General features: G+C 33.2%; 13 protein-coding genes and 2 pseudogenes. 11 read left to right on the top strand and 4 right to left on the bottom strand.

Annotation, left to right across the window (positions count from 1 at the left end; translation table 11 throughout):
• The first annotated feature begins 778 nt into the window (after window positions 1-778).
• From AD998_01350 to AD998_01340, 3 genes and pseudogenes are all read left to right on the top strand, one after another.
• Window positions 779-2,086: pseudogene (locus AD998_01350) on the top strand (hypothetical protein).
• Window positions 2,087-2,180: 94 nt separating this feature from the next.
• Window positions 2,181-3,116 (top strand): malate dehydrogenase, encoded by a 936-nt coding sequence (locus AD998_01345; protein ID KOY84971.1) that lies wholly within the window; start codon window positions 2,181-2,183, stop codon window positions 3,114-3,116.
• A 24-nt stretch (window positions 3,117-3,140) separates the two neighbouring features.
• A complete protein-coding gene (locus AD998_01340) occupies window positions 3,141-3,920 on the top strand; it encodes a hypothetical protein (GenBank protein ID KOY84970.1) in 780 nt (259 codons plus the stop codon).
• A gap of 38 nt (window positions 3,921-3,958) precedes the next feature.
• Here the strand turns inward: AD998_01340 and AD998_01335 are convergent, their stop codons facing one another.
• On the bottom strand, window positions 3,959-4,567 hold the full coding sequence (locus AD998_01335) for a superoxide dismutase (protein KOY84969.1): 609 nt from the start codon (window positions 4,565-4,567) through the stop codon (window positions 3,959-3,961).
• A 218-nt stretch (window positions 4,568-4,785) separates the two neighbouring features.
• On the opposite strand from AD998_01335, the gene AD998_01330 reads away from it, so the two are divergent.
• The 6 genes from AD998_01330 to AD998_01305 are packed head-to-tail and all read left to right on the top strand — an operon-like array spanning window position 4,786 to window position 11,524.
• Window positions 4,786-6,573, top strand: a complete 1,788-nt coding sequence (locus AD998_01330; protein ID KOY88006.1) for an AMP-dependent synthetase — start codon at window positions 4,786-4,788, stop codon at window positions 6,571-6,573.
• Window positions 6,574-6,578: 5 nt separating this feature from the next.
• The gene (locus AD998_01325) at window positions 6,579-7,553 is read left to right on the top strand and encodes a 6-phosphofructokinase (GenBank protein ID KOY84968.1); all 975 of its coding nucleotides are present in this window, start codon (window positions 6,579-6,581) and stop codon (window positions 7,551-7,553) included.
• 21 nt (window positions 7,554-7,574) lie between these two features.
• Window positions 7,575-9,119: a magnesium chelatase gene (locus AD998_01320; protein ID KOY84967.1), complete on the top strand. Its 1,545-nt coding sequence runs from the start codon at window positions 7,575-7,577 to the stop codon at window positions 9,117-9,119.
• Between the two features lie 53 nt (window positions 9,120-9,172).
• Window positions 9,173-10,078: a hypothetical protein gene (locus AD998_01315; GenBank protein KOY84966.1), complete on the top strand. Its 906-nt coding sequence runs from the start codon at window positions 9,173-9,175 to the stop codon at window positions 10,076-10,078.
• Window positions 10,065-11,264, top strand: coding sequence for a phosphopantothenoylcysteine decarboxylase (locus AD998_01310; GenBank protein KOY84965.1), 1,200 nt, complete (start codon window positions 10,065-10,067; stop codon window positions 11,262-11,264). The genes AD998_01315 and AD998_01310 overlap by 14 nt, the downstream gene beginning before the upstream one ends.
• A 47-nt stretch (window positions 11,265-11,311) precedes the next feature.
• A complete protein-coding gene (locus AD998_01305; protein ID KOY84964.1) occupies window positions 11,312-11,524 on the top strand; it encodes a hypothetical protein in 213 nt (70 codons plus the stop codon).
• Here AD998_01305 and AD998_01300 read toward each other — a convergent pair.
• The 3 genes and pseudogenes from AD998_01300 to ppnK all read right to left on the bottom strand — a co-directional run bounded on the left by AD998_01300 (window position 11,521) and on the right by ppnK (window position 14,235).
• Window positions 11,521-12,207 (bottom strand): hypothetical protein, encoded by a 687-nt coding sequence (locus AD998_01300; protein ID KOY84963.1) that lies wholly within the window; start codon window positions 12,205-12,207, stop codon window positions 11,521-11,523. The two genes, AD998_01305 and AD998_01300, sit on opposite strands and share 4 nt — an antisense overlap.
• A gap of 313 nt (window positions 12,208-12,520) precedes the next feature.
• Window positions 12,521-13,012 (bottom strand): annotated as a pseudogene (locus tag AD998_01295) (hypothetical protein).
• Window positions 13,013-13,359: 347 nt separating this feature from the next.
• On the bottom strand, window positions 13,360-14,235 hold the full coding sequence (gene ppnK / locus AD998_01290; GenBank protein KOY84962.1) for an inorganic polyphosphate kinase: 876 nt from the start codon (window positions 14,233-14,235) through the stop codon (window positions 13,360-13,362).
• A 72-nt stretch (window positions 14,236-14,307) separates the two neighbouring features.
• On the opposite strand from ppnK, the gene AD998_01285 reads away from it, so the two are divergent.
• Window positions 14,308-14,742 (top strand): hypothetical protein, encoded by a 435-nt coding sequence (locus AD998_01285; protein ID KOY84961.1) that lies wholly within the window; start codon window positions 14,308-14,310, stop codon window positions 14,740-14,742.
• A gap of 88 nt (window positions 14,743-14,830) precedes the next feature.
• Complete coding sequence (locus AD998_01280; GenBank protein KOY84960.1) at window positions 14,831-17,266, top strand: 3-hydroxyacyl-CoA dehydrogenase; 2,436 nt, start codon at window positions 14,831-14,833, stop codon at window positions 17,264-17,266.
• The last annotated feature ends 40 nt before the right edge of the window (window positions 17,267-17,306 follow it).

Here is a 17,306-nt window from a genome sequence, read left to right as displayed (position 1 = left end):
TGTCTCCTATATCAGTATAGGGAACAATAAAATTAAAGAATTTGATATCCCATCTGTTAATTATAAAGTTCAAAGTTTTTATGCAAGCAATAATCAAATCAAGGAAATTCCTAAAAATATTGGTTATTGGCAGAATCTTAGCAATTTAGATCTTTCAAATAATCGTTTGGAGGACATTAATGATGAAATAGGCAATTTACAAGAATTGTGTTATTTATACTTATCAAGCAACAGAATTAAGCATATTCCTATAAATGTAATTGGTTTGAAAAAACTTGTCTCTATCACTTTAGATGATAATATACTTGTCGAAATTCCTAAGGAATTTGAAACAATGACTCAATTACAGATTTTAAATGCTAATAGAAATAAAATAGTTTTGATTCCTGATATTTTTAAGAAACTCCCTTTGACTACTTTTAGTTTTAGTAATAATTGTATTCGAGAGTTACCCGAAAGTCTATTTCAAATAAATACACTACAAAATTTATATCTTAGTAATAATCGTATCAATAAACTACCTGATGATATAGGTGGTTTGACTTCTCTTCAGTATCTTGATATAGCCAATAACAAAATTCAGTTTTTGCCAAAAAACTTAGAAAAACTCACTCAACTATATACTTTATATGCAAGTGGTAATAAAATTACTAGTTTTGATTCTCATGTTTTAGGGAATGGTAGTATCCAAACAATTTATCTATCTAATAATAAGATTAAAGAGTTTGTTCATGATTGTCCTGAGAACTATAAACTTCAAACAATGGATTTAGGTTCAAACCAAATTTCCAGTTTACCCAATAAAATAGGGAACCTTAAAGGCTTACAATATTTTTATATTTCTAATAATAAGATTAATCATCTACCTGAAAGTTTTTCTCAACTCGAAAATCTATCTTATTTTGATTGTAATAGTAATAATTTACAAAAATTACCCAAAGATATTGGCAAATTAAAAAATTTAGAATCGCTATATATATCTAACAATAATATATCTGAGTTACCAGAAAGCATTTGTTTTCTAGAAAATCTTAAAAATTTGAACTTAGGGAGTAATAAACTCAAAAAATTACCACAAAATATAGGCAAATTAAGTTCTATCTCTTATTTATATTTAGAAAACAACTTCTTAGAAGAACTCCCTGATTCCATAGGTGAAATGGAAGCCTTAAATTCTATTTACCTCTATAATAATCGTTTAAAAACTATCCCAAAATCCATTGGAAATTTAGATAATCTAACTTATTTGTCTTTAGATTCAAATAAATTAGAGATTTTGCCCAAAGAGATTGGAAAACTTGAGTCTTTAGAAACCTTACAAATGGGCAACAATCGTTTGATAGAGCTTCCTAACTTTGAGAAAATGGAAAGGCTTACTTATTTATATGTCAATAATAATAAAATTTCAAAAATAAATCCTGATATTAAAGCATTAGAAAATCTTACAACTCTCAATTTATCAAGCAATCAAATTAAGGATATTCCAGTAGAATTATTCAGCCTATCTCATCTACAGGAGCTTTATTTGGGAGATAATCATATTCAAAAAATAGATAATAGCATTCATCAATTAGAAAATCTTAAATATTTATACTTCCAAAATAATAAAATAAAAAGTATCCCAGAAAAAATTGGTAATTTACAAAATCTACAAACTTTAGACTTATCCTATAATATGCTGAAATCTCTGCCTAAGAGTATTTCCCAATTATCTTTATTGGTTCATTTATATCTTCAAAAGAATCTATTTACAGAAATTCCACAAGAATTATATCATTTAACTTCATTAAGTCATTTATACTTGTCAGATTGTAAAATTTCAAGTATAGACTCAAAAATCAAGAACCTGATAGATTTACAATATTTATCTTTAGAAAATAATCAAATTGACACTTTACCAGAAGAATTAGGTTTATTAGAAAGTCTTGAAGGTTTGTATTTGAGTAATAACAAACTTACCACTCTTCCTGATAGTGTACTCAAATTGGAGCAATTATCATATCTAAATCTTTCTGGCAATCCTATTGCAGAAAAAGAAAAAAAGAGAATACAAAAAGCTCTCAAATACACACAAGTTACTTTTTAAAAGTAAGGGATTTTTATAGTTTCTTTTCGCTTTATTTTTAAATTTGTGCCTGATTTTTAAAATATATTTTTCATTCTAAAAAAGATAAATTTTTATGAAAGCAACCGTAATTGGGGCAGGAAACGTAGGTGCAACTACAGCAGATGTACTTGCATATCGTCAAATTGTTGATGAGGTAGTTTTACTTGACATCAAAGAGGGTGTAAGTGAAGGTAAATCATTAGATATGCTACAGGCAAGCACTCTTTCAGGTTCACAAACCCGTTTTATTGCTTCTACAAACGATTATTCTCTTACAGCTAATTCTGATGTAGTAGTCATTACTTCAGGTGTTCCTCGTAAACCAGGTATGACTCGTGAAGAACTGATTGGTGTAAATGCAGGTATCGTAAAAAGTGTTGTAGAACAAGTTGTAAAATACTCTCCCAATGCAATTTTAGTGATTGTATCAAATCCTATGGATACAATGACTTATTTAGCACATAAAGTAGCTGGTTTGCCTCAGAATCGTATCATTGGTATGGGTGGAGCTTTGGACAGTGCAAGATTTACAATTTATTTATCAAAAGCTCTTAATTGTTCTCCTGCAGATATTCAAGGTGTTGTAATAGGTGGACATGGTGATACAACCATGATTCCTCTTACTCGTTTGGCTACATACAAAGGTGTTCCTGTAAGTCAATTTTTAAGTGCTGATGCCTTAAAACAAGTAGCTGCGGATACAATGGTGGGTGGTGCTACACTTACAAAACTTTTGGGTACATCTGCATGGTATGCACCTGGTGCTGCTTCTGCAAGTGTTGTTGAAGCTATTGTAAGGGATCAAAAAAGAGTTATTACATCTTGTGTACCTTTGAATGGCGAATATGGTCAGAATGATATTTGCTTGGGTGTACCAGTTGTAATTGGAAAAAATGGTTGGGAAAAGATTATTGATTTCAAATTGAATGCAGAAGAACAAGATTTATTTGGTAAATCTGCTGAGGCTGTTCGCAATATGAACAGTGTATTATCTACACTTTCTTTATAATCTACTCATTTTCAGAAACAAAAAATGTCAGAGCTTAAAAACTTTGACATTTTTTGTTTCTTTAGCATTATATTTGAAATAGAGGTTTCATCATCAAATCAATTTTTTATGAAAAAGATTAGTGTTTTATTTGCTTTATTATTGACAAGTTTTTTTGCTTCAGCACAAACAAGATTTGGCGTAAAGGGTGGTTTACAGCTAGCTGATATGCGTAATAAACCAGACGACAGAACAGGACTTACAGACGAAACCAAAATGCTTTTTGGCTATCAGGCTGGTGTTGTTTTAGATTATAGCTTCAATAAGGTGTTGTTCTTTCAGCCAGCATTACAAGTTAATAGCAAGGGTTCTAAAATACAAGAATCTCTAACACTAGGTGGTATTACTACCAAAACTACTATCAAGGCTAATCCTTTGTATGTAGAAATGCCTTTGCTTTTGGGGGTTCGTTTTGGTTTAGAAAACTTAAAAATTTATGGGATGGCTGGTCCTTACTTGGCTTATGGGATAGCTGGAAAAAACACTGCTAAAGTAGAAACTACAAGTGGAGGAACTACCACTATTCTTTTAGATTCATCAGAACCTATCAAATGGGGTAATGAAACTTCCTTATCAAATCCTGTAAATCTTCGCCGTTTTGATATGGGGCTTACTGTTTCGGCAGGTGTAGAACTACGCAATATGCAATTGGGTGTATATTATAGCCCAGGGTTTGTGAATATCAGTCCCGATAATAGTGGAAGAGAATTATTCAATACCAATGTAGGTATTAGTGCTACACTTTTATTTGGAGATAACGACTAAAAAACAAAAAGCCCCGAAAATTCAGGGCTTTTTGTTTTTTAAAGAGCTTTTTTGTATAATTCTGTAACTTTATTCCAGTTTACCACATTAAAAAATGACCCTACGTAGTCTGCTCTACGGTTTTGGTACTTCAAGTAGTAAGCGTGTTCCCAAACGTCTAAACCTAAAATAGGTGTTCCACAACGAACTCCTTCAATATCCATCAAAGGGTTATCCTGATTAGCAGTAGAACAGATTTTTAGTTCTCCATTTTCTACACAAAGCCAAGCCCAACCTGAACCAAAGCGAGTCATAGCAGCCTTAGAAAACTCCTCTTTGAATGTATCAAAAGAACCAAATTTCTTAACAATAGCATCTCCCAATTCGCCAGTAGGTACTCCACCAGCATTAGGACCCATAATTTCCCAGAAAAGTGTATGATTGAAGTGCCCTCCACCATTATTGCGTACAGCAGGAGAGTATTTACTAATATTTTTACAAATTTCTTCAATACTTAGATTTTCTGCATCTGTACCAGCCACTGCATTATTGAGATTTGTAATGTAAGCCACATGGTGTTTGCCATAATGGATATTCATTGTTTGAGCATCAATATGAGGCTCTAAAGCATTTTCTGCGTAAGATAATGGGGCTTGTGTAAATGCCATAGATTTAGAAAGTTTAATTGAAAAATAGATTTATCTGTTTTATAAATAACCAAATAGATTCTAAAAAAGTTATTTATTGGGAGTAATTTTAATGAATTTGTTAAAAAAAGCCAAGACATTCTCTTGGATAAATATTGGTTTTTTATTCTTTTCAAAAATATTTTTGATTATATTAGCAAATGATTTTTTTTTCTAGAAAACAAAAATACCTTAATAATATGGAAGTTACACGCGTTTTTGACCTGTTAGAATACCAAAGTTATCATTTTCCTAAAAGAGATGCTTTAGCTTTAAAAGAATATGGTGGATGGACGACTTATAGTACACAAGATTTTATTGATGCAGCCAATAGAATATCCTTAGGATTGAAGAAATTAGGTATAAAAAAGGATGACAAAGTAGCTATTATTTCTCCAAATCGTCCAGAATGGAATTTTGTAGATTTTGGTATTCAGCAAATAGGTGCTGTAAGTGTTCCTATGTATCCTACTATCACTTCCGAAGATTATGAATATATTCTTAAAGATTCTGAGACTAAAATTGTTTTTGCTGGGACTCAAGAAATTTATGATAAAGTTTTGAAAGCTGTCAAAAATGTTCCTGAACTCACTCCTGATAAAATTTACACTTTTGATAAAATAGCTAATACACAACATTGGAAAATTGTAAGCGATTTAGGTGGGCAAGAAAATGTCAAAAACTTAGACTCTATCAAAAAATCTATCACTCCAGAAGATTTATTCACAATTATTTATACCTCAGGTACTACTGGTACACCCAAAGGAGTAATGCTTACTCATAAAAATGTGGTAAGTAATATCAAGGCTGCTATTAGTAGTCTTGTATTGGGAGAAGAGCATATAGCTCTGAGTTTCTTGCCCATGTGTCATATTTTTGAGCGTACTGTAACCAATGCTTATATTTATAAAGGCATTTCTATTTATTATGCTGAAAATATGGATACTATAGGAGAAAACATGAAAGAAGTTCAACCTCATGTATTTACAGCAGTTCCAAGAATTTTAGAAAAAGTTTATGAGAAAATATTAGGTAAAGCTCGTGAGCTTTCGCCTGTGGCTCAAAAAATGTTTCATTGGGCATTAGATTTAGCACAAGAATATGATACTCAAGAAAATAAAGGCTTAGTTTATAATATTCAGTTAAGTATTGCAAACAATTTAGTATTTGATAAATGGCGAGAAGCTTTAGGAGGTAATGTAAAATATGTTATTTGTGGTAGTGCTGCTCTCAATCCTAAATTGGCTCGTATTTTCTGGGGAGCTTGTATTCCTGTTTTAGAAGGATATGGCATGACTGAAACATCTCCTGTTATTACAGCTGGTATGCCAGCGAAAGAAGATTATTGTATTGGTACAGTTGGCAAAGTAGTTGAAGGTGTACAAGTAAAAATTGCTGATGATGGCGAAATTCTTGTGAAAGGAGATAATGTAATGAAAGGTTACTACAAACAACCCGAAAAAACTGCAGAAACTTTTACAGAAGATGGTTGGCTTAAAACAGGTGATATAGGGGAGTTCATCCAAGGGAAATACCTAAAAATTACAGATAGAAAGAAAGAGATTTTCAAAACTTCAGGGGGTAAATATATTGCTCCTCAACACATTGAAAATCAACTTAAACTTTCTTTGTTTATTGAACAAGCAATGGTTATTGGAGAAAACCAAAAATACCCTGCCGTTCTAATTGCTCCTATGGAGCAAGAGCTTAAAAATTGGTGTTTAGAAAATAATATTGTTTATACAACATTAGAAGAAATGGTCAATAATCCTCAGGTAATTTCTTTATATCAAGATGAAATTAATGAAGTAAATCATGGATTAGCTCAGTATGAGAAACTAAAGAGATTCATGGTATTACCTTCTGTTTGGAGTATTGAAGGAGGGGAGTTAACACCTACTCTCAAGTTAAAAAGAAAAAATATTCTTACAAAGTATCAAATTTATATTAATCATATTTACCAAGAAGAAGCCACTTTAAGCATCTAAATTTTATGAAAAAAATAGCTGTTTTTACTTCTGGAGGAGATTCCCCTGGGATGAATGCTTGTGTGAGAGCTGTAGTAAGAGGTGGCATTTATAAAGGTCTTGATGTATTTGGAATTATTAGAGGTTACAATGGAATGATACAAGGTAATATTATCCCTTTACAATCTCATTCTGTAAGTAATACCATACAGAAAGGAGGAACAATTCTCAAATCTGCCCGTAGCAAGGAATTTTTGACAGTAGAAGGTAGAAAAAAAGCTTTTGATAACATCCAAAAATTTGGAATAGAAGGCATTGTAGCAATTGGAGGTGATGGAACATTCAGAGGTGCAGCAGAATTTTACCAAGAATATGGAATTCCTACTGTAGGTTGTCCAGGTACTATTGATAATGATTTATATGGTACAGATTATACCATTGGCTATGATACAGCTATCAATACGGCTTTAGACGCTATTGATAAAATTAGAGATACCGCCGATTCTCATGATAGGGTATTTTTTATAGAAGTTATGGGGAGAGATTCTGGTTATATTGCTATTGCTTGTGGTATTGCAGGGGGGGCAGAAATTGTAATGGTGCCAGAAACTTTGATGGGTTCAGATGAAGTGGCATCTATTTTGCAAGCAGGTTGGAGCAGGTCTAAGACCTCTTCTATTATTGTAGTAGCAGAAGGTGATGAAGAAGGAAACGCTCAAGTAGTTGCAGAAAAAATAAAAACATTACTCCCAAATCAATTTGATATTCGTGTCAGTACATTAGGGCATATCCAAAGAGGTGGCTCACCTACAGCCAGAGATAGAATTTTAGCTAGTCGTTTGGGTTTGGCTGCTGTAGATGGACTTCTGACTGGGTATAAAAATGTAATGGCAGGCATCATTAATGACCAAATTGTTTTTACTCCTTTTGAAGACACGTTCCAAAAAGACAAACCTATTAGCCAAGAAATGATAGAAATGGTGAAAATACTGAGTATTTAATATATAAACGAGAAATATAATATGCTTGCAAAAGTTTTTGGTAGTGCTGTATATGGTGTAAACGCATTTCCTATTACCATTGAAATAAATGTTGGGCAAGGGCAAGGCTTATTTATGGTTGGTTTGCCCGATAATGCTGTAAAAGAATCCGCTCAAAGAGTAGAATCAGCTCTCAAACATTTAGGTTATTTTTTTCCAAGACAAAAAATTGTTGTTAATCTTGCTCCTGCCGATATTCGTAAAGAAGGAGCAGCTTATGATTTGTCTATTGCAGTAGGTTTATTAGCTGCCTCTGAGCAAATTCATGCTAAAGACATAGACAAATACATTATTATGGGTGAACTTTCTTTAGATGGATTGCTTCGCCCTATCAAGGGGGTATTGCCTATTGCCATTGAAGCTCGGAAACAAGGTTTTAAAGGCTTTATTTTACCAAAAGAAAATGCCTCAGAAGCTGCCATCGTAAATAATTTGGATGTGATTGGTGTAGAAAAATTAGAAGAAGCCTTAGATTTTCTTACAGGAAAAAACAATGTAGAGCCTCTCCAAAAAGATACACGAAAATTGTTTTCTGAGAATTTAGATAAATACGAAGTAGATTTTGCAGATGTTCAAGGGCAAGAAAGTATGAAAAGAGCCTTAGAAATTGCTGCCGCTGGCGGACACAATGCCATCATGATTGGACCTCCTGGGGCAGGAAAAACCATGCTTGCTAAACGTATTGCAACCATTTTGCCTCCACTTACATTACAAGAAGCTCTCGAAACCACCAAAATTCATTCTGTAGCAGGAAAATTAGGTACAGAAACTTCTCTGATTTCTACAAGACCCTTTAGATCCCCACACCATACCATTAGTGATGTTGCATTGGTTGGAGGTGGAGCTATTCCTCAACCTGGTGAAATATCTCTGGCTCACAATGGTGTTTTATTTTTAGATGAATTACCTGAATTTAAAAGAACAGTTTTAGAAGTAATGCGACAACCTTTGGAAGAAAGACAAGTGAGTATATCAAGGGCTAAAGTTTCTGTGGATTTTCCTGCAAATTTTATGCTCATAGCTTCCATGAATCCTTGTCCCTGTGGGTATTACAACCATCCTGAGAAAGAATGTGTTTGCCCTCCTGGAAGTGTTCAAAAATATTTGAATAAAGTAAGTGGACCTCTTTTAGATAGAATTGACTTACATGTAGAAGTTACTCCTGTTTCTTTTGATGAATTAAGTTCTACAAAAAAGGCTGAAAGTAGTGCTACTATCAGAGAACGTGTCATCAAAGCTCGAGAAATACAAACCAAACGTTTTGAGACGTTGGGCATGAAAAATATCTACTCCAATGCCATGATACCTTCGCAATTAGTCAAAGAGATTTGTTTTATTGATGATGTAGGAAAGCAGCTTTTAAAAGTTGCTATGGAGAAAAAAGGTCTTTCTGCAAGGGCTTATGATAGAATTCTAAAAGTAGCTCGAACTATTGCCGATTTAGCTGAAAGTGAACAAATTAAATTAGAACATTTGGCAGAAGCTATCAGATATAGAGATTTAGACAAAGAGGGTTGGGGAGCTTAAAAATTATTAGCTTTTTAACTATATTTGCAACTCCTAACTTTTTTCTAAATTTTATGGATATATCTTATTTTGAGAAAATATTAGCTTTTGTTACTATTCCTATTTATACCATTTTTATTGCTCTTGAAATGATGATTGGGAATTTTCAAGGTAAAAAGTGGTACTCTTGGCAAGATATATTCAATAATTTGCTCATGGGTAGTTTCAATGTAGTTATTGATATTGCTGTTCGTGTTATTTTTGGACTTGCATTGCTTTCTATTTTTGAAAAATATAGTTTTGTTCATTGGGAGCATACGAACTGGTTGTATTGGATAAGCCTGTTTGTTCTTCAAGATTTTTTTTATTACTTAATTCATTTTTTAGAACATCGCTGTCGTTTTTTTTGGGCTGTACACAATATTCATCATTCTTCCGAGTTTTTTAATTTTACAACTGGGTTACGTTCATCTATATTTCAACCTATTTATAAATTTCCTTTTTATATACCTCTTATTTTAATGGGTTTTAAAGGAATTGATATTATGTTGGTTTATGCATTGGGACAAACTTATGGTTTTTTTGTGCACAGTTCATGGTTTAAACGTTGGAAATGGGTAGAGTGGATTATGGTTACACCTTCACATCATAGAGTGCATCATGCCAAAGAACCTGAATACATAGATAAAAATATGTCTATGGTTTTTATTATTTGGGATAAATTTTTTGGAACATTTATACCCGAAAACACTCAAAAACCTATTAGTTTCGGTATTACCAAGCCTATCGAACAAAATAATCCTTTTAAAGTTGTCTTCCATGAATGGTTTAATATCTGGAAAGACGTAAGACACGCATCCACTTGGAAAGAACGTTGGATGTATATTTTCGGACCTCCAGAGTGGCAACCAACACACGAATTAGAAACCACAGAAGAACAAACAGCCTCTATAATTCTTTATAAAAATGATTCAAGGTAAGAAAATTATTGTAATTGTTACAGCAAGTATCGCTGCTTATAAATCTGCTTTACTTGTTCGTTTACTTATAAAGCAAGGAGCAGAAGTACAAGTACTTATGTCTGAAAATGCTACAGAGTTTATTACTCCTCTTACACTTTCAACTCTTTCTAAAAAACCTGTATTGATAGATTTTGTAAAAGATAAAACTGGACAATGGAATAATCATGTCGATTTGGGTTTATGGGCTGATTTAATTGTTTTTGCACCAGCCTCTGCCAACTCTATAGCCAAATGTGTCCATGGCTTATGTGATAACCTAATTTCTGCTGTTTATCTTTCTGCAAAATGTCCAGTATTTTTTGCACCAGCTATGGATTTGGATATGTACAAACATCCAAGTACACAAAATAATCTAAAACAATTACAAAACTATGGTAATTATATTATTCCCTCTGAATTTGGTGAGTTAGCCAGTGGACTTATAGGCGAGGGGCGAATGGCTGAACCAGAACATATTGTACAATTTATAGAAAATCACTTTACTTCAAAATTTATTTTTGCAGGCAAAAAAGTACTCATTACAGCAGGAGCAACCCAAGAAGCCATTGACCCTGTTCGTTTCATTAGCAATCATTCTACAGGTAAAATGGGTTATGCTATTGCAGAAAATTTTGCACAAAAAGGTGCAGAAGTAACCCTTGTTTCAGGAACTACCAACTTGCCTGTACCACAAGGTGTTAAGCTAATTAAAACCCCTTCTGCTCAAAATATGTTTGATGCTTGCCAAAGTATGATTGATAATATTGATATTTGTATTTTTTCTGCTGCTGTTGCTGATTATCGCCCTAAAGAAATGGCAAAAGAAAAAATCAAAAAGAATAGCCCTGAAATGGTTTTGGAACTTGTAAAAAATGTAGATATAGCTGCTACACTTGGAAAAAACAAAAAAAATGACCAAGTTTTTGTAGGTTTTGCTTTAGAAACCAACAACGAAACCGAAAATGCTTTGAAAAAGCTTGAATCCAAAAATTTTGACATGATTGTTCTCAATTCTTTACAAGATGCTGGAGCTGGTTTTGCTCATGATACCAATAAAATTAGTATTATGACAAAAGAAGGTAAAAGAGTAGATTTTAGTTTAAAATCTAAAAAAGATGTTGCAGAAGATATCGTTCAGACAATTCTTAAAGAAAAATTTGAGTAATTTATTTTTTAAATTTTATATTTGAACTTATTAAAACATTTTAAGCCATGAAAGCCCTTGTTTTTATTTTAAGTATAGCATTTTTTACTGCTTGTGGCGGTGAAAACAAAAAAGATGTTAAGTCTGATACTACCAAAACAGAAGTAAAAAAAGACACCATAAAGGTTGAGTCAGAAAAGAAAACTGACACTACGAACAAAACGTCTAAAGATACTTCTGGTGTAAAAGTAACTTCTGAAACTGTAAAAGAAGAACCTTAATAGCGAATCTTGTAGAAACTTGGACAAGGACGTGACTGAAATACATAGCTAATGCCTATACTTGCATTGAAATACATATCCTTGTCATTAGGATTACCCGCAAACAATTTGGGGTCTCTTGTACCTGTTACATACACATCATCTAAGTAATCTGTAAACGTTTTTCTTGCTCCAAACTGCAAACTAATATTCCAGTTTTCATTTACCATAAATTTAGCTCCCACACCAAATGGTATAGCAAATTGCATGGTAGTATAAGGAGCATTATTATCTTGGCTATTTTGTGGGCTCATTACAAAACCTGCTACTCCTCCAAATAGATAAGGTGTCCAAGGATGCGTTTCCGCAAAATGTCCAAAATCATAAAAATTATATACCAGTTGGGCAGAAAGCTCTGTAATACGAGTTGTAAATTCATAATTTCGTTGTTGAGCAATAGCTCCTGTACTATTTCTATCCGCTCCTTTCGCATTCCCTCTTGAAAAGGTTAGTTGCGTTGAAAATGCTCTATTCCAGTTTTGTCTAAACATCAGTCCGCCTAAAGCTCCTGGGCTTTTCCAACTAAAATCTGAGACTTCTCCTCTGTAAAATGTTCCACCAGCAAAAACACCTATTTCATTTTTTTGGGCAAAAATTTGACTATAAAAAAGGATAAATAATGTAAGAATTGAGATTTTTTTCATGGTTTTTAAAAAAATAAAGGCTATCCACAAATCGGATAGCCTGCAAAATAAGTACCAAATATGAAATATCCAAAATAAATTATCTTCTTACTCTTCTAAATTTAGGACATCTTACACCTCTTTGTTCAAAGAAATATTGTAATCTGAATGTATTTACAATATAAATATCTCTATCTTTTGCCTCTCCTCTTTTATCACCTGCTCTACCAAAACCATTGATAGTTTCTCTACCTAATCCATCTGTAACATAACCATTTGTACTTTCGGCTACTGGTCTCCAGTCTCTCACTGAGCCAGAAATAGGGTCTCTATCTTCCGTCGTTCTGTTTCCCATTGTGGCAGAAAGAGGATTGAAAGCAGCTAAATCAGCAGCATTTGCATAATTTCCGCTCACATCATCCAAATAATCTGTAAATGTAAAACGATAACCTATTTCAAATGCAATATCTAAATTATCTGTTACTCTGTATTTAATACCTGCACCAAAAGGAATGGCAACATTCACCAAAGAATATGGTTTGCTTTTGTATGAGCCTGTTATGCCATTTACATCTGGAGTTGCTCTTAGACCTTGTCCTTCTGTACGTAAAGGTTGTAAATCTACCCATCTGCCATCAGGAGTCATACCTTTAGGATTATGATAGAAACCTGCTATACCTCCAAATGCATAAGGTCTCCATGTAGGCCTTCTGAAGATACCTCCAATGGTTGGTTTAAAGTCAAATTCACCCGTAACTGCAAACTCAAAAACATCATTTCTAAAGTTTTGATTACGCATATATCTGTAGCGGTGACGAACATTACGTGGATCTGCTGTTTCAAAGTCAGAAGAAATCAGTCTTATCCAAGCTATATCAGCCTCTACTGCAAAACTTTCAGTAAATTGATATGCAACATCTATACTTGGGCTTAATCGAGTATATTTTATATCTGTACTAACATCATTGGCTTTAGGTACTATATCACCAAAATAATTGGCTACTCCCACACCCACACCCATAGACCATGAGTTCATCTTCATTTGTGCTGTCGCCAACAAAGAAGCACACATCAATACACCTGACAAAAACGCTTTTTTCATAAAATCAACTAGTTATGGAGGCTTTTAAAAGTACAAAGATATAAGTTTAGGAAATAAAAGCAAAAAAAATGCTAATTTCTTGCATCCCATCCCCAATTTAATTTACTACGTAGTGTGTTTAAGAAGTTTTGGTCATTTATTTTTATCAATTTTGCTTTAAATTGTTCTTTACTAATTGCTAATTGTACAGAAGCGTCTATTACTCTTGAACGAGAATCTAATGAAATCAAAAAATTCTTGCTTCGTCCTTCTATTTCAAAAGAAATTACACTTTCATCAGAAATAACCATTGGTCTAACAGTCAGGTTATGAGGGCTTACTGGCGTAATGACAAAATTATTGGAACGTGGCAAAATCAAAGGTCCTCCACAACTTAAAGAATAGCCCGTCGAGCCTGTTGGCGTTGCAACTATCAATCCATCAGCCCAGTAAGAATTCAAATACTCTCCATCAATATAAGTATGAACCGTAATCATGGAGGCTGTATCTCTTTTTGTAATGGTAAAATCGTTTAAGGCAAAGTTGTACCCATCAAATAAATTTTTATTACACTCTAAGTGTAATAAACTTCTCTCTTCTATGCTATAATAACCTGAAAGAACAGTTTTCAATGCAGACTTTATTTCATCAGGAGAGTTTGTTGCTAAAAAACCTAAACGTCCTGTATTAATACCTAATATAGGTGTTTCTTTTTCTCCAATATGTGTAACAGATTCCAGTAAAGTGCCATCTCCTCCCAAACTTAAAAAGAAATCATTATCTTGTAACTCTGTATGATCTGTATAAATATTATCAGGAATATGTTTGATAATAGCTTTTTTGAGCACTTTCTGAAAAGAAGATGATATTTGAACTTCAACATCCAATTTAAAAAGTGCGTCAAATAAATCTTGGATATGCTTACGAATATCTTTATGAAAAATTTTGCCATGAATAGCGATTTTCATATAATTAAGTTATTTAACGTAGTTACTTAAATACAGTATAATTTATTTTCTTCACCAAAATACAAGAAAATTATGTATTTAAAATGGATTTTATGGACTTCTATTATTTTTTATTTAATAGCCTGCTTTTTAAATGCATTTAAAGATACCAAAAACAATAAAGGCATGTATAAAGGTGGGGTTTGCTTATTTTTTGGTTGGATGAGCTTTATGTTTACAGATTGGTTTGCTTTAATTGCTTGGTTTGCAAATATTTTGTATTGGATTTCCGTTATCAATTATGACAAAACAGATTTATTATTTTTCGTTTTTAGTATTTCATCTATTTTATCATCATGTTTAGCCTTTTTTATAAAAAAACTCTTAATAAATGAAGCTGGAACATATGTTCCCGTAAAAGTTTCATGGGGATTTTACTTTTGGTTGACAAGTATGGTAATGGGAGGCTTTTATAGATACTTTATTCAATATCAAGATATAATAAATAGTCTATTTAACTTTTTCTAAAAAACAGTATGCAAGCCGAATATTTTTTTGTATATTTCGGGCAAAATCGTTTTTTGTTAATCACTTTTAGGTTTAAACAAAATATATAATGGAAACAACCTTAGAAAAAAACAAAGTTCAAAAAGCTTATGAAACACGCCGAATTCGAAAGGTAGCTGTTTTAGGAGCAGGTGTAATGGGAAGTCGAATTGCTTGTCATTTTGCCAATATTGGAGTGGAAGCCTTATTATTGGATATTGTTCCAAAAGACTTAACTCCAGAAGAACAAGCCAAAGGCTTAACATTAGACCACCCCGCCGTTCGCAATCGTATTGTCAATACTGCCTTCCAAAACACCATCAAATCTAAACCTGCTGCCCTTTATAACGAAAAATTTGCTAATCGTGTAAAATTAGGAAATTTTGAAGATAATATGGCAGAAATTGCTTCTGCAGACTGGATTATTGAGGTAGTAATGGAGCGTTTGGATATCAAACATAAAGTATTTGAACAAGTTGAAAAATACAGAAAACCAGGTACACTTATCACATCTAACACCTCTGGTATTCCCATTCACATGATGGCTGAAGGTAGAAGCGATGATTTTAAGGCTCATTTCTGTGGTTCTCACTTCTTCAACCCTCCTCGTTATTTAAAATTATTAGAAGTTATCCCAACTCCTTATACAAAACCTGAAGTCGTAGATTTCTTGATGGAATATGGAGCTCAATTATTAGGTAAAACAACTGTATTGTGTAAAGATACTCCTGCATTTATTGCTAACAGAGTAGGCGTTTATGCTATTATGGATGCTTTGCATACAATTGAATCTATGGGGTTAAGCGTAGAAGCTGTTGACAAACTAACAGGACCAGTTCTTGGAAGACCTAAATCAGCTACTTTCAGAACTTTGGATGTAGTAGGTTTGGATACCATGACACTCGTTGCGGGCGGTTTGGCTGCCAATGCTCCTCACGATGAAAGCAAAGAATCTTTTAAGTTGCCTAAATCACTTGCCTTTTTAAAAGATAAAAATTGGTTAGGAGATAAATCAGGACAAGGTTATTATAAAAAAGATAAAGAAACCAAAGAAATTTTCGCTTTAGACTTGAACACACTTGAGTACAAACCTCAAGAGAAAGTAAAGTTTAAGGCTCTGGATGCAACCAAAATGATTGAAAATGTAAAGGAGCGTTATCCTGTACTTTTAAAATCAGATGATCAAGCAGGTGAGTTTTACAGAAAAACATTTGCATCTGTTTTTGCTTATGTAGCAAATCGTATTCCTGAAATTGCAGATCACTTATATCAAATTGATGATGCTGTTTCTGCTGGTTTTGGCTGGGAAGTTGCTCCTTTTGAAAGTTGGGATGCAATTGGTGTAGAATATGGTTGTCAGCTTATTCAAGAAGCTGGTAAAACAGTTGCTCCTTGGGTACAAGAAATGCTTGCAGCGGGACATACTTCTTTCTATAAATTAGAAAATGGCAAACAATTATATTATGATATTGCTTCAAAAAGCTATAAATCTATTGCAAAAAGTGGAGAGATTATCATTTTAGACAATATTCGTAAAACTAATAAAGTATGGGGCAATTCAGGCACAACTCTTTTTGATATTGGAGGAGGAGTTCTTGGTTTAGAGTTCCATACCAAAATGAACTCTATTGGTGCTGAAGTAATTGAAGGTATCAATAAAGCTATTGAAATTGGTGAAAAAGACTTTAGAGGTTTGGTAATTGGTAATAATTCAGAAAACTTTTCGGCAGGTGCAAACTTAGGTATGTTATTCATGTTTGCAGTAGAACAAGAGTGGGACGAAGTGAACTTGATGATCGCTCAATTCCAAAAAACTATGATGAGAGCAAGGTATTCTGCTATTCCTGTGGTTACAGCTACTGCTGGACTTGCTTTGGGTGGTGGATGTGAGTTAAATTTACATGCAGATCATATCCATGCACATGCAGAAACCTATATGGGTTTAGTAGAGTTTGGTGTGGGGCTTATTCCTGCTGGTGGTGGCTCTAAAGAAATGGCTTTGAGAGTTTCTGATTCTTTTAAAGAAGGAGATGTAGAGTTTAATAGTCTGCAAACTGCTTTTATGAATATTGCTACAGCAAAAGTTGCAACATCTGCACATGAAGCCTTAGAAATGGGTTATTTACGTAAAAATGATACAATTGGAGTAAATCGTGCATTCCATATCGCAGAAGCTAAAGCTAAAGCTATTGAAATTGCAGAAATGGGATATTCACAACCTAAACAAAGAGATGATATAAAAGTATTAGGGAAAGGTGCTTTAGGTACATTGAAAGCTGGTATTACAGGTATGGTTTACGGCAGATTTATTTCTGAGCATGATGCTAAAATTGCTGAAAAATTTGCTTATGTAATGACTGGTGGTGATTTGACAAGTCCTCAATTTGTATCAGAACAATATTTGTTGGATTTGGAAAGAGAAGCATTTTTATCACTTTGTGGTGAAAAGAAAACTCTTGAGCGTATTCAAAGTATTTTGACTACAGGAAAACCTTTGAGAAATTAAAGATATAATCTTCATACTTTGGTATTTTGATTAATAATTC

The sequence above is a fragment of the bacterium 336/3 genome (assembly GCA_001281695.1).
In the GTDB taxonomy this organism is placed as follows: domain Bacteria; phylum Bacteroidota; class Bacteroidia; order Cytophagales; family Thermonemataceae; genus Raineya.
This window is presented reverse-complemented; position numbering and strand designations above follow the sequence as displayed.